Here is an 18,280-nt window from a genome sequence, read left to right as displayed (position 1 = left end):
GTACTAAGACCGATTGTAATACACAATAGTTTTGTGTAGGGATTTTACTTTAATTGAATCTTGTCGATGAGTAGTTTAAAAGCTTGTTCTTTTTTGTTTCCGATAAGGAATGCGATTTCCTCCATTTCCTCGCCATTAAAGTTTGGTAGATTAAGTCTATTGCCACGAAACGATGCTACCATTTGGTCGAAAGGAATGGTGACTGTTTCCCATTCGCCCGAAGTTTGAAACTCGTAAATATAAGAGTAACGTTGGCGTTCACTACTTTTTGCTCTAAATTGATAAGGTTTTCCGTCACCTTTTAAACGAATTTTAAATGATGTGTATCCCGAAGAATTGATGGTTTTAAAATTATAACGAACCGAAGAAAAGCCACCATTGTTTTCTAATGATACATAACCAGAAAATTCGCCATGACCATCGGTGTTAACTTTAAAATTTCCGTTTGAGCGACCACCCATAACTACATCATCAATGATGCGCCAGTTTTGGATATTGCTTTCAGAATTAAAATCGAAAATGGTCATGGTTTGATAAGAAATTAGAATTAAAAAGAATAAAGCGTACTTCATTATCGTCATACTAAAAAGCCAAAGATAAGCCGAAGCTATAATTAATGATTGGGATTTAAGATAACTTTAGAATTACCTTAGAACTAGCTTTTTAATAGTCTCTTTTCCTATCGCTTCATTAAGCATAGCTATAATTTTTTCGGTTCCGTAGCTTAATTCTTCACGCAGAACGCTAGAGCTTAATTGCACATAAAGTGTTTCGTGCTTAAGCTCGATAGCTGTTGTATAGTTATTAACACCGTTGCCCATAAGATTTGCCCACGCATCACGAACATTGACTTTGTCTAACCCATGTTGTAGATTATTGGTAGAGACAAATTCTTTCAGAATATCTTCAATGCTTTGATTATCGTTATTGCGTTTCATTTTACTCTTCTTGTGCTGAGGTACTTGAAGCGACATTAAAATTTATACTAAAAATGCCTTCGAGAGCCTCGGCATCATTTACTCCAAATCCAATTCTAAAGGTTTGTAGCGTTTATAAATATATACGGTTTCTCTATCGTTAACAACTTTCATTTGGTTTTCGTTAGCACTTAAAACCGTTTCTTTCCAGCTAGCATAAGGTGTTTTGTAATAAAAATTTAAACTGTCATTTTCAATTTTTACTGTTATGCCTTCTGCATCTTTTGAGGTAATATATTTAGAATTAAAGCCAGGCTTTAACTTTTTACGAAAGCCCTTTAAACTATCATTAATAGAGATGTAATCTATAGTTTCGTTGTCTTTGTATTGTTTTTTTGCGCCATCTGTAAATAGTACTTGGTCTATCTCCCAATAACCATTTACATGTTCTAAGTAGCTTTCGGGATTTGTAGAACATGAACAAACTATAACTAAAAGAAATAAGATTAAAATTCGTTTCATAATGATAATTTTTATTCAAAAACCTTTCGACTGCGCTCAAGGTGACAAAATTAGAGTTTAAAAATTTTATAGGATTGATGAATTTGCTTCACCACATTTTCCGTACGCTCCGCATGGGTGTCGCTGATAAATATTTGCCCAAAATTATCATTGTCTACCATACTAATAATTTGTGCTACCCGATTTTCGTCTAGCTTATCAAAAATATCATCTAGAAGTAAAATAGGAGGTACGCCACTTTGTTGTTTTATAAAATCGAATTGCGCAAGCTTCAAAGCAATTAAAAACGATTTCTGCTGACCTTGACTTCCAAATTTTTTAATGGGATATTCGTCGATTTTAAAGACTAAATCATCTTTATGAATACCAACACTGGTATATTGGATAGCGCGGTCTTTGCCTAAGTTGTCTTTAAGAAGCGTCTCTAAATTGGTTTCGAACAAATCGCTTTTGTAAGATAGATTAACCACCTCGTTGCTATTACTTATAGATGCGTAACGCTCCTTAAAAATGGGTATAAATGTTTGTAAAAAGGCATCTCGTTTTTCGAAAACAGGCTGTCCAAACTGGTTTAACTGCTGATTGTAAACTTCTAAAGTGTCTGCATTAAATGTATTATTAGCAGAAAAATATTTCAATAGCGCATTGCGCTGGGATAGTACTTTATTGTAGTTTATTAAATCCGAAAGGTAGGTTTTATCACTCTGTGAGATAACACTATCAATAAATTTTCTTCGTACGTCGCTACCTTCGCTAATTAAATCTCTATCTGCCGGAGAAATAATTACCAGAGGAATAAAGCCAATGTGCTCGCTAAATTTTTCATAGACTTTTCCGTTGCGCTTTATAACTTTCTTTTGTCCTTTTTTTAGTGATACTATTATTTTTTCGTCGCGTTCCTTTTTTTCAAACTGTCCGTCTACGACAAAAAACTCTTCGCCGTGTTTAATGTTTTGAGAAGCAACTGGGTTAAAGTAACTTTTTCCGAAGGCTAGATGATAAATGGCATCTAACGCATTGGTTTTTCCGATGCCGTTTGCCCCAACAAAACAGTTAATTTTAGTGTCAAACTCAAAAGTCGAACTTTCAAAATTCTTGTAATTCACTAAAGAGAGTTTGTTTAGAAACATAAATTGTTGATTAACCGTAGCGTTTTAAAGGTTTTTTGCTGAATTTATTAAGAGCGAAATTATTGAAAAATAACAAATAAATAGGCTTTTATATACCAATAAAAATTTTATTTTTGCCAACGCACAAATTAGAAATTATGGCAACATATAAGAAAAGAGGTTACAAACCAAAAACCCAAAAAGAAAAGGTAGAGCATATAGAAGAAGAGTCAACAACGGCAGAGGTGTTTAACACCTTAGACGAGTCTGCTTCTAAAACGGAAGAATGGGTTATCAAAAATCAAAACTGGATTTTTGGTATTGTTGGTGTTGTAGCTTTAGTTATTCTTGCAAAAATGGGTTACGATAATTTTATAGCAGAGCCAAATGCGGCTGAGGCTATGAACGAAATGACTGTAGCTCAGGGTTATTTTGATGAAGCGCTTAATGCCACAGAAAAAGATTCTCTATTTACAATGTCTTTAGAAGGTGCAGATGGTAAATTTGGAATGCTAGATATTATTGAAGAATATGGCAGTACACCAGCTGGCAACCTTGCTAACTATTATGCTGGTATGGCTTATCTTAATATGAACAAATATCAAGAAGCGATTAAGCATTTAAGCGATTTTTCTAGTGATGACTTAATGTTATCTGCAATTTCTAAAGGTGGCATTGGAGATGCGTTTGTTCAGTTAAACCAATTGCAAGATGGTTTAGATTATTACGAGAAAGCTATTAAAACAAACGCTAATGAGTTTACTACGCCACTTTATTTAAAGAAAGCTGCAATTGTAAGCATGAATTTGGGTAACAACCAAAAAGCGTTAGATTATTTGAATAGAATAAAAACGGATTATCCAAAATCAGACGAAGCCAAAGACATTGATGTTTTAATTGGTAAAGCATCAGCAAGCTTATAGATTATGGCTACCGAAAATAAAAATTTATCTAACTACGATAAAGCTACAATCCCAAACGCGAAAGACTTTCGGTTTGGGATTGTTGTTTCAGAATGGAATGACAACATAACCGAAGGTTTGTACACAGGTGCGATTGCAGCTTTAAAAGATTGTGGTGCTGTTGATAAAAACATCACACGCTGGAATGTCCCAGGAAGTTATGAGTTAATTTACGGTTGTAAAAAAATGCAGGAGCAAAATGTGGATGTTGTTATTGCGATAGGCTCTGTAATCCAAGGAGAGACCAAACATTTCGATTTTGTGTGTGATGGCGTTGCACAAGGCATAAAGGACCTTAATGTTAAAAGCGATACCCCTGTAATTTTCTGCGTGCTTACAGATAACAATATGCAACAATCTATTGACCGCTCAGGAGGCAAACATGGTAATAAAGGCACAGAAGCGGCAATCGCAGCTATTAAAATGGCAGAATTGCGTAAAAATTCTCGCGGACGTGGTATTAGTATAGGGTACTAACTCAGTTCAAAGTTATAAGTTTTATACTCCGTAAGTAACTAACTAGGAACTTCCTACTTCAAATTTATAACGTCATACTTCGCAGTTGGCAGGCTTTTTGTTAACAATTTTTAGGAGTTGCTATACATGGTTTCCTTGTATTTTAAGTATTTTTGAAAGGAACGATAGAAATGCTTAGACCATGTTTAATCAGCGACAACCTCGACGCTTCAATATTAAATCTCGATTGCCAGATTCAAGAAAGACTGAATCAAAAGAAGAGTTAAAGGCAAAATGGGAAGAGATGAGAGGTCATAACAGGCGCAAAGGTAATTTTTTAACGTCCTTACCAATGCTTCTTGTTTTTTTAGTCTTTGTATTTGTATTAATCTATATTCTAAATGGGTATATAAACTAGTTGTATTATGGGGCCGATAAAGTTTAAGTTATTTAAAGGATTGCCGAGAAATAAAAGATTTAATTACACACCGAGATATTATAAAGGTAAAGATAGTGTCGACGAGTCAGCTTATCCATCAAAATTTGACGCATATGCTGAAGAACTAAACAAAAATGATTTTTCTGGACATTGGCATGAAAGTAGATTAAATAGTAGGAATAGAAGTAATTCTGGTTTCAATACTACGATTTATATTATAATCTTAATTTTAGTTTTTATTTCACTTTACATTTTAGATTTCGATTTATCTATATTTTCTTCTAAAAGCTAATGTCCGACATCATACAACTATTACCAGACCATGTTGCTAACCAAATAGCTGCGGGAGAGGTCGTACAGCGTCCTGCATCCGTAGTAAAAGAGCTATTAGAAAATGCTATTGATGCTGGTGCTTCAGATATAAAATTAATCCTAAAAGAAGCAGGAAAAACCTTAGTGCAAGTTATAGATAATGGTATGGGTATGAGTACTACTGATGCCAGATTATCTTTTGAGCGTCATGCGACTTCAAAAATTAGAACTGCAGAAGACTTGTTTCAGCTTAGCACAAAAGGATTTAGAGGAGAAGCCTTAGCAAGTATTGCTGCAATTGCTCATGTAGAGCTTAAAACTAAACGCGACGAAGACGAACTTGGTACACAAATCGTAATTGAGGGAAGTGCCGTAAAATCACAAGAGGTCGTGGTAACCCCAAAAGGAACTTCGGTTGCGGTTAAAAACCTATTTTTTAATATTCCTGCGAGACGAAATTTTTTAAAATCTAATACTGTAGAGCTTAGGCATGTCACAGATGAGTTTCATCGTGTTGCTTTAGCACATCCAAATATTGGGTTCTCGATGTTTCATAATGGGAGTGAACTATTTAGTTTAAATCAAAGTAACTACCGTCAACGTGTTGTGAATATTTTTGGTTCTAAAACAAATGAGAAGTTAGTTCCTGTGGAAGAGACAACTGAAGTACTCAAGGTGTCAGGTTTTGTGGGAAAACCCGAATTTTCTAAGAAAACAAAATCAGAGCAATTCTTTTTTGTCAATAACCGCTTTGTAAAGAGTCCTTATTTAAATCATGCCATCAATGCCGCATTCGAAGGCTTACTAAAAGACGGTTATCATCCGAGTTACTTTTTAAATTTGTCGGTTAATCCGCAGACTATAGATATTAATATTCATCCTACAAAAACAGAGATTAAGTTTGATGATGAGCACACGCTTTATGCTATTTTAAGGTCATCTGTTAAGCACAGTCTCGGACAATTTAATATTGCACCAGTTTTAGATTTTGATAGTGATACTAATCTAGATACACCTTACGATTACAAAGATAAGTCAGGGAAAACACCAACGATTACTGTAGATAGGTCGTTTAACCCATTTAAGAACGAATTTGAAACGGCAAAGTCTAATGCAGGCTCACATCGCAGTTCGCAACTTAAAACGCAGGCCCATTGGGAAAGTTTATATGTAGGCTTAGAATCTAAGTCCAATGCGTCTAAAAATGATTTTGCAGAAGTCACGTTTGAAAGTGATGCCAAAACAGAATCGATTTTTAAGTCTAATGAGGTTGCTCAAGAGAAAACAACCTATCAATTACGGCAAAAGTATATTGTAAGCACCATCAAGTCTGGTATGTTAATTATAGACCAAAATCGTGCGCATCAACGTATTTTATACGAAAATTTGTTGAAGCAATTAACATCTAAGGAGGCAACCACCCAGCAGTTGTTATTTCCTCTAAATATCAGTTTTTCGAATTCTGATATTGCTATTATTAAAGAATTGCAGGCGGATCTAGAGTTTGCTGGTTTTAAATTTGCTGATGTAAAAGACGAGCAAATTGTAATTACAGGCGTGCCTGTTGGTGTTCCAGAAAGTGAGGTAACTATCGTTTTTGAGCAACTGATTAGTGATGTACAAAACGATGTGCCAGACCAGAATTTTAGTGCTTCTGATTTATTAGCTAAATCAATGGCAAAAAGTTTAGCAATAAAAACTGGCCAAACCTTAAACGCAGAAGAGCAAGAGCATATTCTTAATAGTCTATTTGCGTGTAAAGAACCATCGGTATCGCCTTCCAACAAAACGACTTTTATTACTTTGGGTGTGGATGATATCGAAAAGAAATTTATGTAAAGAATTATGAGATTAAATATAACAGATGCGGTAAAGCATATATTAATTATAAATGTAATTATGTTTATCGGTACCGTTAGTATCGGTAACGGTCAGACATTTTATGATTGGTTTGCTTTATACTTTCCGAAAAATCCTGCTTTCGAGCCTTGGCAAATTATTACACATATGTTTATGCATGGTGGAGGAGCGCATTTGTTTTTTAATATGTTTGCGCTTTGGATGTTTGGGACTTCTGTTGAACGGCAAATAGGCACTAAACGATTTCTGTTTATTTATTTCTCAGCTGGATTAGGAGCAGTACTTTTTCAACTTGGATATTATTATGTCAATTTTTTACCAGATTATAATAGTTTAATCGCTTCGGGCGTTACTCCAGAATCGATTAATCAAATGTTCGAGACAAACCGAATTTTACCAGGTATAACTGAAGTTCAGTTACAACAACTACGCAATATAGCGCCAAGTTTAGCGGCTTCCATGGTTGGTGCTTCGGGTTGTATTATGGGCGTATTGGCAGCATTTGGTATGATGAATCCTAATGCGGAATTAATGTTGATATTTTTCCCAATTCCTATTAAAGCCAAATATTTTATTCCAGGAATCATCATATTAGATGTAATTTCTGCAATAACGGGCCAATCCTTTTTTAGCCCAAGCAACACGGCATATATGGCTCACGTAGGTGGTGCCGTTGTTGGATTTTTAATCATGTGGTACTGGAAGAAAAATAGTATGGATAAATACCGTTGGAATTAGTTATGGGAACTTTAGACGAGCTTAAATACAAGTATTATAATCTTAATGCTTTCGGTAAAATCATTGTAATTAATGGTCTTATTTTTATTGCTTTAATCCTATTGCGTGTTTTTAAGTTAAGCGCCTTACAGTCATTCTTAGTTTTACCAGCAGATTTTAATAGCTTTATTTGGCAACCATGGTCTTTAATCACTTATGGTTTTATTCATGCTAGTTTATGGCATCTCATAATTAATATGTTAATGCTATTTTATTTATCACGAGTGGCAATTAATCTGTTTAGACCAAAATTAGTTCTCAATGTTTTCTTTTTAGGAATTATTGTCGGAGGCTTATTGTTTATGGCTATTGCTAATTTATGGCCTACAGATTTTTTCGGAGCTGGAGGTACGTTAAGAGGTGCTTCGGCAGGTGTTGCTGCACTACTAGTATTTGTAGCGACTTACATGCCTGATTCAGAAATTAGACCTTTTAATTTATTTACAATCAAATGGAAATATATAGCACTTATTTTTATTGGATTGGATGTTTTTAGGATGCTTTTGGGGCTAAATTCTGGAGGTTATGTATCACATATCGGCGGTTATATTTTGGGGTATTATTATGCGAAAAAACTTTTAGATGGTACAGATATCGGTTTGGGCTTTGAAAGACTGGTAGACCATTTTGTTAGTTTATTCAAGCCAAAATCTAATTTAAAAACCGTTCATCGAAAAAAGAGGTCGACCAAGCCAACTCCAAAGACCAAAAAAGAGTCTGATGCGTTAAATAATCAAAAGAAGATAGATGCCATTCTAGACAAAATCAGTAAGAGTGGCTACGAAAGTTTAACATCCGAAGAAAAGGAGTTTCTGTTTAGGCAGGGCAAGCAGTAATACTTATGAAATATCCATGACTAAATTTTAGTCATACCTACAGGTAATTATATAGGATGTTCCATGCTTGCACTGAGTGTAGTCGAAGTGTGACCATTTTAAGAATAATAAAATTAATACATGAAAGGACTAAAATTTATAGATAAAGTCATTTTTTTTGTCAATACATTGGCGGCTTTTCTATTATTGGTTTCTTACATATTACCTTATGTGCCGCCTAAAACATTTTCTTTGTTGTCTGTTTTAAGTCTTGCTGTACCATTACTTATTTTCTTTAATATATTGTTTTTACTGTATTGGCTTTTTAATGTAAAAAAGCAACTGATGCTGTCGCTCATTGTTTTGGTGCTTGGGTTTAATTATTTAACCTCTATATATAAATTCACGGGTTCTAAGACAGTTGTAGATACTTCCAATTTCTCAGTAATGAATTATAACGTTCGGTTGTTTAATCTTTTTGAATGGCTGCCGAGTAAAACTGTCGAGGCTGATATTTTGGCGTTTATAAAAAGAGAAAATCCATCAATAATAAGCTTTCAAGAATATAGAAAGAGTGTTCATTTTACTTTAGAAGGTTACGAAAAATTCGAATATGTGTCTGGTGAAAAAGTAAAAAGTGGTCAGGCTATCTTTTCAAAATTTCCTATTGTTAATTCAGGCTCTATCACATTTCCTAATACATCTAATAACGCCATATTTATCGATGTTGTAAAAGAAAAGGATACCATCCGAATTTATAATTTGCACTTACAATCTTCTAAAGTAAGTACCAAGGTAAAGGATTTACAAAAGGAAGGTTCCGAGCGTTTAACTAAACGTATCGGTGAGGTGTTTAAAATTCAGCAAACGCAAGCAGAATTGGTTATGAAACATAAAGCGAAAAGTCCTTATAAAACTGTAATTACCGGAGATTTTAATAATACGGCTTATTCTTATGTTTATAATAAAATTAAGGGCGATTACAAGGATGCTTTTAAGGTCGCGGGCAATGGCTTTGGTAAAACTTTTGACTTTAATTTTATTCCGCTTCGGATTGATTTTATTTTGGCAGATAATGCTTTTACCGTCAATGGTTTTAAAAACTACGATGTTAAGTTATCCGACCATTATCCGGTAATGGCTTTCTTAAAGTAGCATAAAACTGCAATCTGCAATATCTGCTAAAATATGGATAAGTAATCCTAGGCCAATTAAACGTGTTTTTTTAAGTAGCGCAAGTAAGCTATAAATAGCTATAGCGTAAAAGGTATGTAATACATGATAATTTATACTACAACGATTAGCATCAAAAATAGGCGTTGCTAGAAGATGGTCTACATCAATTAGAATTCCTAAGACCATGATTATAAACGCAGTTTTCCATTGATTTTTAAAGAATAGCAGTGCTACAATTAAAGGTCCTAAAAAGTGAATACCGTAATGTGTTATTGATTGAAGCACGATGTATCTAATGTTAAACGTTCTAGATAATTTAGAGTATTTGGACCTTCATTAAATAAAATATCCAGAATACTTAGATTAGATATAAACCCATGTTTCTGGGTAAAAACTTGCGTATAAAACGGAAAGTTAAAATCGCTATGCTTTTTTGCATTTACAAGACAACGATAGTCAGTTTTTGCGTCTTTTGGAAGCGTAAAAACGTTTGAAATTGAATAATTTAAATCAAGCTCTAAACACTTCAAAATTAGTTCTAAGCTCTTTAGATTTAAGTCCAAAAGACTGTAGAATTTATTCTGAAAAACAGGCATTAAATCGTCGATGTAAAACTCATAGAACGGTGACATTCTGTATGCCGAATCTAAAGATTTTAGGTGTTGCGACTGCCAATCTTCGTTATTAAAGATTGCTACATCTTTGTATTGCTGTCTTTGTTTTTGCGTGTAAGAAACAGGAACTGTTAGTGTTAGCTTACCATTAGCACCGTAGATTTCGCAACGGTTTCTAAACGTTTGCTTTTGGTAGTTGTCACATATTTCTAAAGTAAAATAATCTTTCTGTAACATTGCTGCAAAATGCGCAATATTAGGAAAGTAAGTAGGATGCAAAAGCATGATTAAAAAAGATTACTTATTTTTCTTCTCTAGCTTTTTCTTTTTTCTCCAACGATTAAAGAACGTCAAACCAAAGACAACTACTAAAAATGGAATTAAATATGAAACGCGCTCGCCTTTACCGTTAACGGTTGTAAACACGCGGTCCCAACGAAATTTAATAGGTCTATCGTCATCCATTAGACCATCAATACTCATCCAAATAAATACAGGTTTACCTATAATATGATCAAACGGTACAAAACCCCAAGCACGGGCATCTACAGAATTATGCCTATTGTCACCCATCATCCAGTAGTAATCCTTTTCAAAAGTGTAAGAATTAACGACTTTTCCATCTAAAACCACTTCGTTTCCTCTAGCAAAAACCTTGTGACCTTCGTATTCTTGGATTAATCTATCATAAAGCGGTAAATTCTCCACTGTTAAATCTACTGTCTCCCCAGCTTTTGGAATATAAAGTGGTCCAAAAAAATCAATATTCCAAGAGTAATTAGGGTCTCGAGGGAATACACCACCATACTGACCTTTTTCTTGTATGTTACGTTCTACAGAAAGGACTTCAGGGTGATTTTTAAACGCTGCAATGGCTTTATCTGATGCGGCATTAATTCTATATTCCCCAGAAGGTAATTGACCAATACCGTCATCTATATCCGCACGATCTAAAATCTTCAAGATGCGGTTAACATCAGCTTGAGAATTTATTGGATTTTTTAATTTTACATTATACGAAAACTGTAATTGCGCTCTATCTGGTAGTACATTTTTCTTCCCATTAATATACACATAGCCTTCTTTAATCTCCAAGGTATCTCCAGGAATTGCAACGCAACGTTTTACCAAGTTTGTTTTTTTGTCTATAGGCTTGTAATAATTTCGGTCTGGTGTAAATTCATTCATGTCCCTAAGCGTATCCGCAGGTTGGCCAAAGACGACATAGTCATTTCGTTCTACCGACTCAAAACCAGGAAGCCTAAAGTAGGGCAGCTGTAATTTATTTTTCCAAGAGGTATTACGTTTTTCGAAATTATCATCGTATAGATACGATTTTATACCCAACTTTGGTATGGTGTCATGTACCATTGGTGCAGCTACTGTGGTCATTGGTGCTCTTGCTCCATAATGTATTTTACTAACCACTAAGAAATCGCCCACTAAAAGTGATTTTTCTAAAGATGAAGACGGAATTACAAATGGTTGAAAAAAGTACGTATGCACTATGGTCGCTGCTACGATGGCAAATAAGATAGAGGTAATCCACTCTCCAGTACTTGTTTTTGGTTTTAATTGACGGTTTTCTATAAATTTTACGTCTTCAATGTAATTGAGATAATACAAGTAAAAACCTAATGAGAGAATACAAATTAGCGCATCTAATTTACTGTCTTTACCAAAGGCTCTTGCTGTTTCTACCCAAACAGCAGGAATCATAATTAGATTAACGATTGGTAAAAATATAAGTATAACCCACCACCAAGGGCGTGTAATAATTTTCATTAAAATTACAGCATTATACACTGGGATGAATGCTTCCCATGCACTGCGACCTGCTTTAATGTAAAGTTTCCATGTACCTAAGCCATGAATTATTTGTATAATTATAAAAAAGATTGACCACTCTGTCCAGTTCATAGTATTGAATGTTAATTGTCTACTAAATGCAGAAAATTATAGTTTTTGTTTTAAAAAAGTTACAAATTAACCAATATTTAATACGTCTTTCATGTTGAAGACGCCTTTTTTGTCGGCAATCCATTCTGCCGCAATAACTGCACCTAATGCAAAACCTTCTCGATTATGTGCTGTATGTTTTATTTCTATTGAATCAACATCGGAATTATAGTTGATAATATGTGTTCCAGGAACATCTACAATGCGTTTGGCTTTAATCTTTATGTTGTTAGAATCAGCCTCGTCTAATGTCCAATTCTTATAGTTAGAATTTTTAATAATATCTTCTGCCAAAGAAATTGCGGTGCCACTTGGCGCATCCAGCTTTTGTGTATGGTGAATTTCTTCGATATTTAATTCGTAATCCGGGTAATTAGCAATTAGTGAAGCTAAAACTCTATTAACTTCGAAGAAGATATTAACGCCCAAGCTAAAATTCGAGGCGTATAAAAATGCTCCTTTTTTAGACTTGCAATACGTAACAATGTCGTCGTAATGTGATAGCCAACCTGTTGTTCCAGAAATAACAGGGATATTATGGTCTAAGGCAGCTTTAATATTTTTTACGGCGGTAGTCGGTAGGCTAAAATCTATGGCCACATCTGTCTGGGAAAAATCTAGCGTTGTCGTTTTACTATCTACTTTTAAAGCTATAGAATGTCCGCGTTCTTCCGCAACACGTTCAATTATCTTTCCCATTTTGCCATAACCTAGTAAAGCTATTCTCATATGTTTAAGGCTAAAATTTAAAGTTTAGAGTCACACCCAAATCGGAAGAGTTTTCCATGGGATTGTATTGAAAATGGGGTCGCATTGCTAAATTTTCGTCAACATTAAATTGTAATAAATGGGCATCGACATTAGCATCTATGATGTTTAAAGCATAAATACCAATGGTAACCAACATAGCAATATCTCTATTCCGTCTAAACTGACGTTGCGCTCTAATTAGGGCGTCATCAGAAATAAAAGGTGTTGTTCCCGTTCCAAAAAATTCGTCATCGGTGAAACCTGCAAGGCGCCTCTTAAAGGCATCTCTGTAGCGGTTGTATTGTTTATTGTTAAAATCATAGACAAGGATTCCTCCTGTAAGTCCGCCAAGAACTATAGGTATTTTCCAATACTTCTTATTGTATGCTTGCCCTAGTCCTGGTAATATTGCCGAGTAAAAAGCGGCTTTCGATGGGCGTAAAGGATCTATTTCTTTTTTAGAGAGTAATGCTTTATCGATACTTAACTCGTCTACAGTAGTGTTTTGTGTGCTGTCCTTTTGTGTTTGAGAAAAACCCAGAACAACAAAAGATAGACAAAACAATAAAAAAACACTTCGCTTATTTAGCACTTTTTACCAGTTTAATAATGCGGTTAAAATCTTCTTCTGAGTGAAAAGGAATTGAAATTTTTCCGCTCCCGTTCTTAGCTAATTTAACGTCAATTTTATGCCCAAAGTATTCCGAGAATTCTTTGATTCCTTTTTTAATGGGTTTAGGAACTTCTATTGCTTCATTTTTGGAAGATGTGTCTTTCGGTGAATTTAAGTTTTTCACTAAGGCTTCTGTAGCTCTAACGGATAGTTTGTTGGTAATTATCTTTTCGTAGACTTCCAGTTGGTCCACTTGGTTTTCTATATTTATCATAGCCCGACCATGTCCCATGGTAATAAAACCATCTCTCATTCCTGTTTGTATAATAGGGTCGAGCTTTAATAAGCGCAAATAGTTAGCAATAGTAGAGCGTTTTTTTCCAACGCGCTCGCTCATCTGCTCTTGTGTAAGATTAATTTCGTCGATTAAGCGTTGGTACGACAATGCAATTTCGATTGGGTCTAAATCGTGACGCTGAATATTCTCTACCAAAGCCATTTCCAAAGACTCTTGATCGTTTGCAATACGGATATATGCAGGAATAGTTGTATTACCAATGAGTTTTGAAGCTCTAAAACGACGCTCACCAGAAATTAACTGATATTTGTTAAAGGCTAATTTCCTAACTGTTATTGGTTGAATAACGCCCAATTCTCTAATAGAAGACGCCAATTCGCGAAGTGTTTCTTCGTTAAAGTTAGTTCTAGGCTGAAATGGATTGATTTCGATGTCATCGATATCTAGTTCTACAATATTGCCAACAACCTTATCAGCATTTTTATCCGATGCAGAATTTATATCATTATCAGGGTCTTTAAGCAGTGCAGAAAGTCCACGTCCTAACGCTTGTTTTTTAGTTGCCTTCGCCATTATAAATTCTTTTTAATAATTTCTTTTGCTAAGTTAAGGTAATTTGCGGCACCACGACTGCTTACGTCGTAGTTGATGATGCTTTCTCCATAACTTGGCGCTTCACTTAAACGTACGTTACGCTGAATAATAGTGTCAAAAACCATATCGCTGAAGTGTTTCTGAACTTCTTCTACAACTTGGTTAGACAAACGTAATCTCGAATCGAACATGGTTAATAACATCCCTTCGATATCTAAATTTTCGTTATGGATTTTTTGAACACTCTTAACTGTATTCAATAGTTTGCCAAGACCTTCCAGCGCAAAATATTCACATTGAATAGGAATAATAACCGAATCTGCTGCTGTTAGTGCATTTAGAGTTAATAGACCTAGCGAAGGCGCACAATCCATGATTACGTAATCGTAATCGTTTTTAATGTCCTGTAGTGCTTTTTTTAGCATGTACTCGCGCTCTTCCTTATCGACGAGTTCAATTTCTATTGCAACTAAGTCGATATGTGCAGGAATAACATCTACGTTTGGCGCATTAGAGGATACAATAGCCTCCTTTGCCGATTTTGTATGCTCCAACACTTGGTAGGAGCCAACTTCCACGGCATCTACATCTATGCCTAAGCCAGATGTTGCATTGGCTTGTGGGTCCACGTCTATAAGTAAGACTTTTTTTTCTAAAACTCCTAGTGAAGCGGCTAAGTTTACTGATGTTGTTGTTTTACCAACGCCTCCTTTTTGGTTTGCTATGGCTATGATTTTACCCATTAATTGATTTGGTTAAATAAGGGCTAAAAATACGATTATTTATGGGTTTTGAAAACGGAAGTTGTTAACAGTTCCAATAAAAAAGAGCAACAATTTTGTTGCTCTTTGCTTTGAGTTTGATAAAGACGCATTGGGTTAGTTTACTTTATTATATACCAGCTTGTGTTTATGAAAGTCATCAAAAAGTACAAGTCGGTATTTTGTTAATGTAATGATATGATATTCAAAAAATCTTGTGAATTTTTCTCCTTTGATAACCATTTTTTTAAACGGATAGTTTCTGTATTTTGACTTTTTTAAATTCGTTGCTTGTAATAGTTTCAATGAGTCTTTAGAGAATTCCCATCTTCCATAATATTTTTTACTTTTTTTTCTGACATATTTTGTTTCAGAAATATATGTACTGTCTGATTTATATGAAATTATCCTTGAGGTAATTTTGCGGTTATTATATAGTTTGTCATCAATCTTATTATTACTTAAATCATAAGTTCCAACATATTGCCAGTCACCAACTAAAGTTTTATTCAATTGATTTTGACTAAAACTGAATTGAGATAGTAATAAAAAAACTAAAAACCTGAATTTCATTCTAATCAATCAGTATCTCTAAAATTTGAATGGCAGCATCACTAATTTTGGTGCCTGGGCCAAAAACAGCAACAGCGCCAGCATCAAACAAGTATTGATAGTCTTGTTTAGGTATCACACCACCAACGATAACCATAATATCATCTCGTCCGTAAGCTTTAAGCTCTTCAATAACTTGTGGAACTAAAGTTTTATGACCCGCGGCTAGGGAAGATACGCCAAGAATATGCACATCATTTTCTACAGCTTGCTTTGCAGCCTCTTTTGGTGTCTGGAACAATGGCCCAATATCCACATCAAAACCAACATCGGCATAACCTGTTGCGACCACTTTAGCACCGCGGTCATGACCGTCTTGCCCCATTTTTGCAATCATAATACGCGGACGGCGTCCATCTTGTTCAGCAAACTTATCAGCCAATTCTTGTGCTTTCTTAAAACTACTATCGTCTTTTATTTCTTTACTATACACGCCAGAAAATGATTTTATTTGTGCCTTGTATCTTCCAAACTCTGCTTCAAGTGCATCACTAATTTCGCCTAGAGTTGCTCTTTTCCGAGCGGCATCTACAGCTAAAGCTAGTAAATTTTCTTCACCTGATTTTGCCGCAGCAGTTAATTTTGATAGCGCAATAGATACATCATTAGAATTTCTGTCTGCTTTTATTTGATTCAAACGTTCGATTTGTTGCAATCTTACGGTCTGATTATCGACTTCTAAAATATGTAATGGGTCTTCTTCCGCAAGTCTATACTTGTTAACACCAACAATGACGTCTTGTCCAGAGTCTATTCGCGCTTGTTTACGAGCAGCAGCTTCTTCAATTCGCAGTTTAGGAATGCCAGCTTCAATAGCTTTTGTCATTCCGCCTAAATTTTCAACTTCTTCGATGAGCTCCCAAGCTTTCTGAGCAATATCGTGTGTGAGCTTTTCAACATAATAGCTGCCAGCCCATGGGTCGACCGTTTTGGTAATATGTGTTTCTTCCTGAAGATAAATCTGAGTATTTCTCGCAATACGAGCTGAGAAATCTGTTGGCAGAGCAATAGCTTCATCTAGTGCGTTGGTATGTAAACTCTGCGTACCACCAAATACAGCTGCAGAGGCTTCGATACAAGTTCTAGCCACATTGTTAAATGGGTCTTGCTCTGTTAAACTCCAACCAGAGGTTTGGCAATGCGTTCTAAGCGCTAATGATTTTGGATTTTTTGGATTGAATTGTTTTACCAATTTTGCCCAAAGCATACGTGCAGCACGCATTTTGGCAATTTCCATAAAATGATTCATTCCAATGGCCCAGAAGAATGACAGGCGAGGCGCAAAGGTGTCTATATCCATACCAGCTTCAAGTCCTTTTCTAATGTATTCTAAACCATCTGCAAGTGTGTAAGCCAACTCAATATCACAAGTAGCACCAGCTTCTTGCATGTGGTATCCCGAAATACTAATACTATTAAAACGTGGCATGTTTTTACTCGTATATTCAAAAATATCCGAGATAATTTTCATCGAAGGTGTTGGCGGATAAATGTAAGTATTACGCACCATGAATTCTTTAAGAATATCATTTTGGATAGTACCTGCCAACTGCTCTGGTTTTACGCCTTGTTCTTCCGCAGCAACAATATAAAATGCCATAATTGGTAATACAGCACCGTTCATGGTCATGGATACCGACATTTTATCTAATGGAATTTGGTCGAACAAGATTTTCATGTCTTCGACCGAGTCTATAGCTACGCCAGCTTTCCCAACATCGCCAACAACACGTTCGTGGTCACTATCGTAACCGCGATGCGTGGCCAAATCGAAAGCTACAGAAAGACCTTTTTGTCCTGCAGCCAAATTACGCCTGTAAAATGCATTACTTTCTTCTGCTGTAGAAAACCCTGCGTATTGTCTAATTGTCCAAGGTCTTCGCACATACATTGTAGAATAAGGGCCGCGAAGGTTAGGAGCAATGCCTGCAACAAAATTAAGGTGCTCTAAATCTTCAATATCTTCTTTCGAATACTGAGATTTTACAGGTATGCCTTCAGCAGTGTTAAAAATCTTGCCTTTTCCAGTAGATTTATCTTTTGGAAATGGTGTTTGCTTTATGCTAATATGTTGAATGTCTTTTCTTTTCATTAGAAAATCATTTTCTGGATGTACTTATCAAAGTCAATATCTTCTGTTGTGATTAAGTTGAGCAGTACCGATTTTTGATTAGAATTTATAAAATAGGTATGCTGATATTGTGTTTGCTTATGTCTTTTAAAATTCGCCTTAAAAACGGCTTTAAATATTTGAGCTCCCGTAATTGATTTAAACTTTGCGGTAACTTTACTAAATTCTACTTTATAATTCTCTGCAACGTTGTCCTGATTTTGTCTTATGATGCCTAATAGTTTTTGGGCATCTTCTTTTTTTATTTCAGAATACGGAATGGTATTTACAAAATAGGACGATTTTCCTTCGGGCGTTCTAAAAATGTAACTATTACCATTTAAACTCCGTGTGTTTTTTAACTCTTGCCGTTCCAATAAAAATTTAGATTTATTTGATTTTTTTTCTAGAATTTCTGAATATTCTGCGATAGATAGACGCTTGAAGTTTTCTGGTAGTTGAAGCTGTATACCATCTTCTTCTAAAAAATGTTTTTCGCCGATAAGCGTATTTTTTGGTGCTTCGTTTTCGAAAATAGAATCAACTTTTATATCACCTTTACACGATTGTAATAGTAAGGTAAGGCAACATAAAATTAGGGGTATTGATTTATTTATTCTCATT

21 protein-coding genes are annotated in these 18,280 nt (G+C 35.1%); 7 read left to right on the top strand and 14 right to left on the bottom strand.

Annotated features, from left to right (window positions below):
- Positions 1-44 precede the first annotated feature (44 nt).
- From DFQ05_RS09810 to recF, 4 genes are all read right to left on the bottom strand, one after another.
- Positions 45-572 (bottom strand): CIA30 family protein, encoded by a 528-nt coding sequence (locus tag DFQ05_RS09810; protein ID WP_241974250.1) that lies wholly within the window; start codon positions 570-572, stop codon positions 45-47.
- A 72-nt stretch (positions 573-644) separates the two neighbouring features.
- The gene (locus DFQ05_RS09805) at positions 645-938 is read right to left on the bottom strand and encodes a DciA family protein (RefSeq protein WP_132705236.1); all 294 of its coding nucleotides are present in this window, start codon (positions 936-938) and stop codon (positions 645-647) included.
- A 78-nt stretch (positions 939-1,016) separates the two neighbouring features.
- The gene (locus tag DFQ05_RS09800) at positions 1,017-1,439 is read right to left on the bottom strand and encodes a lipocalin family protein (protein WP_132705235.1); all 423 of its coding nucleotides are present in this window, start codon (positions 1,437-1,439) and stop codon (positions 1,017-1,019) included.
- A 50-nt stretch (positions 1,440-1,489) separates the two neighbouring features.
- A complete protein-coding gene (recF, locus tag DFQ05_RS09795; RefSeq protein ID WP_132705234.1) occupies positions 1,490-2,569 on the bottom strand; it encodes a DNA replication/repair protein RecF in 1,080 nt (359 codons plus the stop codon).
- Positions 2,570-2,706: 137 nt separating this feature from the next.
- Between recF and DFQ05_RS09790 the strand changes: the two genes are divergently transcribed.
- The 7 genes from DFQ05_RS09790 (at position 2,707) to DFQ05_RS09760 (ending at position 9,324) form a co-directional block, all read left to right on the top strand.
- Complete coding sequence (locus tag DFQ05_RS09790; protein WP_132705233.1) at positions 2,707-3,471, top strand: tetratricopeptide repeat protein; 765 nt, start codon at positions 2,707-2,709, stop codon at positions 3,469-3,471.
- Between the two features lie 3 nt (positions 3,472-3,474).
- Positions 3,475-3,987 carry a 6,7-dimethyl-8-ribityllumazine synthase gene (gene ribH / locus DFQ05_RS09785; RefSeq protein ID WP_132705232.1) on the top strand — a complete coding sequence of 171 codons (513 nt, stop codon included), beginning with the start codon at positions 3,475-3,477 and terminating at the stop codon, positions 3,985-3,987.
- 404 nt (positions 3,988-4,391) lie between these two features.
- Entirely contained in the window at positions 4,392-4,697 is a 306-nt protein-coding gene (locus DFQ05_RS09780; protein WP_132705231.1) for a hypothetical protein, read from the top strand.
- Positions 4,697-6,556, top strand: a complete 1,860-nt coding sequence (gene mutL, locus DFQ05_RS09775) for a DNA mismatch repair endonuclease MutL (RefSeq protein ID WP_132705230.1) — start codon at positions 4,697-4,699, stop codon at positions 6,554-6,556. Before DFQ05_RS09780 ends, mutL begins: the two co-directional genes overlap by 1 nt.
- Positions 6,557-6,562: 6 nt before the next feature.
- The gene (locus DFQ05_RS09770; protein ID WP_132705229.1) at positions 6,563-7,315 is read left to right on the top strand and encodes a rhomboid family intramembrane serine protease; all 753 of its coding nucleotides are present in this window, start codon (positions 6,563-6,565) and stop codon (positions 7,313-7,315) included.
- 2 nt (positions 7,316-7,317) lie between these two features.
- On the top strand, positions 7,318-8,190 hold the full coding sequence (locus tag DFQ05_RS09765) for a rhomboid family intramembrane serine protease (RefSeq protein WP_132705228.1): 873 nt from the start codon (positions 7,318-7,320) through the stop codon (positions 8,188-8,190).
- A 120-nt stretch (positions 8,191-8,310) separates the two neighbouring features.
- Entirely contained in the window at positions 8,311-9,324 is a 1,014-nt protein-coding gene (locus DFQ05_RS09760; RefSeq protein ID WP_132705227.1) for an endonuclease/exonuclease/phosphatase family protein, read from the top strand.
- Here the strand turns inward: DFQ05_RS09760 and DFQ05_RS09755 are convergent.
- The 10 genes from DFQ05_RS09755 to DFQ05_RS09710 form a co-directional block, all read right to left on the bottom strand.
- The gene (locus DFQ05_RS09755) at positions 9,316-9,630 is read right to left on the bottom strand and encodes a DUF6122 family protein (RefSeq protein WP_132705226.1); all 315 of its coding nucleotides are present in this window, start codon (positions 9,628-9,630) and stop codon (positions 9,316-9,318) included. The genes DFQ05_RS09760 and DFQ05_RS09755 overlap by 9 nt on opposite strands.
- A complete protein-coding gene (locus DFQ05_RS09750) occupies positions 9,615-10,244 on the bottom strand; it encodes a WbqC family protein (protein WP_132705225.1) in 630 nt (209 codons plus the stop codon). Before DFQ05_RS09750 ends, DFQ05_RS09755 begins: the two co-directional genes overlap by 16 nt.
- Before the next feature lie 12 nt (positions 10,245-10,256).
- Positions 10,257-11,879, bottom strand: a complete 1,623-nt coding sequence (lepB, locus tag DFQ05_RS09745; protein WP_132705224.1) for a signal peptidase I — start codon at positions 11,877-11,879, stop codon at positions 10,257-10,259.
- Between the two features lie 66 nt (positions 11,880-11,945).
- Entirely contained in the window at positions 11,946-12,647 is a 702-nt protein-coding gene (gene dapB / locus DFQ05_RS09740) for a 4-hydroxy-tetrahydrodipicolinate reductase (protein WP_132705223.1), read from the bottom strand.
- 10 nt (positions 12,648-12,657) lie between these two features.
- Positions 12,658-13,260 (bottom strand): DUF5683 domain-containing protein, encoded by a 603-nt coding sequence (locus DFQ05_RS09735; protein ID WP_132705222.1) that lies wholly within the window; start codon positions 13,258-13,260, stop codon positions 12,658-12,660.
- Entirely contained in the window at positions 13,250-14,152 is a 903-nt protein-coding gene (locus tag DFQ05_RS09730; protein WP_132705221.1) for a ParB/RepB/Spo0J family partition protein, read from the bottom strand. Before DFQ05_RS09730 ends, DFQ05_RS09735 begins: the two co-directional genes overlap by 11 nt.
- Positions 14,152-14,916, bottom strand: coding sequence for a ParA family protein (locus DFQ05_RS09725; RefSeq protein ID WP_132705220.1), 765 nt, complete (start codon positions 14,914-14,916; stop codon positions 14,152-14,154). The genes DFQ05_RS09730 and DFQ05_RS09725 overlap by 1 nt, the downstream gene beginning before the upstream one ends.
- Positions 14,917-15,051: 135 nt before the next feature.
- Complete coding sequence (locus tag DFQ05_RS09720) at positions 15,052-15,447, bottom strand: hypothetical protein (protein ID WP_132705219.1); 396 nt, start codon at positions 15,445-15,447, stop codon at positions 15,052-15,054.
- A 61-nt stretch (positions 15,448-15,508) separates the two neighbouring features.
- A complete protein-coding gene (gene scpA, locus DFQ05_RS09715; protein ID WP_132705218.1) occupies positions 15,509-17,638 on the bottom strand; it encodes a methylmalonyl-CoA mutase in 2,130 nt (709 codons plus the stop codon).
- Positions 17,638-18,279, bottom strand: coding sequence for a hypothetical protein (locus DFQ05_RS09710; RefSeq protein WP_132705217.1), 642 nt, complete (start codon positions 18,277-18,279; stop codon positions 17,638-17,640). The genes scpA and DFQ05_RS09710 overlap by 1 nt, the downstream gene beginning before the upstream one ends.
- Between the last annotated feature and the right edge of the window lies 1 nt (position 18,280).

The sequence above is a fragment of the Winogradskyella wandonensis genome (assembly GCF_004346845.1).
GTDB lineage: Bacteria > Bacteroidota > Bacteroidia > Flavobacteriales > Flavobacteriaceae > Winogradskyella > Winogradskyella wandonensis.
This window is presented reverse-complemented; position numbering and strand designations above follow the sequence as displayed.

Excerpts from the sequence above, each read along its gene's own strand:
- DFQ05_RS09810 (WP_241974250.1), bottom strand. The coding sequence starts at position 572 with ATGAAGTACGCTTTATTCTTTTTAATTCTAATTTCTTATCAAACCATG.
- DFQ05_RS09805 (WP_132705236.1), bottom strand. The coding sequence starts at position 938 with ATGAAACGCAATAACGATAATCAAAGCATTGAAGATATTCTGAAAGAA.
- DFQ05_RS09800 (WP_132705235.1), bottom strand. The coding sequence starts at position 1,439 with ATGAAACGAATTTTAATCTTATTTCTTTTAGTTATAGTTTGTTCATGT.
- recF (WP_132705234.1), bottom strand. The coding sequence starts at position 2,569 with ATGTTTCTAAACAAACTCTCTTTAGTGAATTACAAGAATTTTGAAAGT.
- DFQ05_RS09790 (WP_132705233.1), top strand. The coding sequence starts at position 2,707 with ATGGCAACATATAAGAAAAGAGGTTACAAACCAAAAACCCAAAAAGAA.
- ribH (WP_132705232.1), top strand. The coding sequence starts at position 3,475 with ATGGCTACCGAAAATAAAAATTTATCTAACTACGATAAAGCTACAATC.
- DFQ05_RS09780 (WP_132705231.1), top strand. The coding sequence starts at position 4,392 with ATGGGGCCGATAAAGTTTAAGTTATTTAAAGGATTGCCGAGAAATAAA.
- mutL (WP_132705230.1), top strand. The coding sequence starts at position 4,697 with ATGTCCGACATCATACAACTATTACCAGACCATGTTGCTAACCAAATA.
- DFQ05_RS09770 (WP_132705229.1), top strand. The coding sequence starts at position 6,563 with ATGAGATTAAATATAACAGATGCGGTAAAGCATATATTAATTATAAAT.
- DFQ05_RS09765 (WP_132705228.1), top strand. The coding sequence starts at position 7,318 with ATGGGAACTTTAGACGAGCTTAAATACAAGTATTATAATCTTAATGCT.
- DFQ05_RS09760 (WP_132705227.1), top strand. The coding sequence starts at position 8,311 with ATGAAAGGACTAAAATTTATAGATAAAGTCATTTTTTTTGTCAATACA.
- DFQ05_RS09750 (WP_132705225.1), bottom strand. The coding sequence starts at position 10,244 with ATGCTTTTGCATCCTACTTACTTTCCTAATATTGCGCATTTTGCAGCA.
- lepB (WP_132705224.1), bottom strand. The coding sequence starts at position 11,879 with ATGAACTGGACAGAGTGGTCAATCTTTTTTATAATTATACAAATAATT.
- dapB (WP_132705223.1), bottom strand. The coding sequence starts at position 12,647 with ATGAGAATAGCTTTACTAGGTTATGGCAAAATGGGAAAGATAATTGAA.
- DFQ05_RS09730 (WP_132705221.1), bottom strand. The coding sequence starts at position 14,152 with ATGGCGAAGGCAACTAAAAAACAAGCGTTAGGACGTGGACTTTCTGCA.
- DFQ05_RS09725 (WP_132705220.1), bottom strand. The coding sequence starts at position 14,916 with ATGGGTAAAATCATAGCCATAGCAAACCAAAAAGGAGGCGTTGGTAAA.
- scpA (WP_132705218.1), bottom strand. The coding sequence starts at position 17,638 with ATGAAAAGAAAAGACATTCAACATATTAGCATAAAGCAAACACCATTT.
- DFQ05_RS09710 (WP_132705217.1), bottom strand. The coding sequence starts at position 18,279 with ATGAGAATAAATAAATCAATACCCCTAATTTTATGTTGCCTTACCTTA.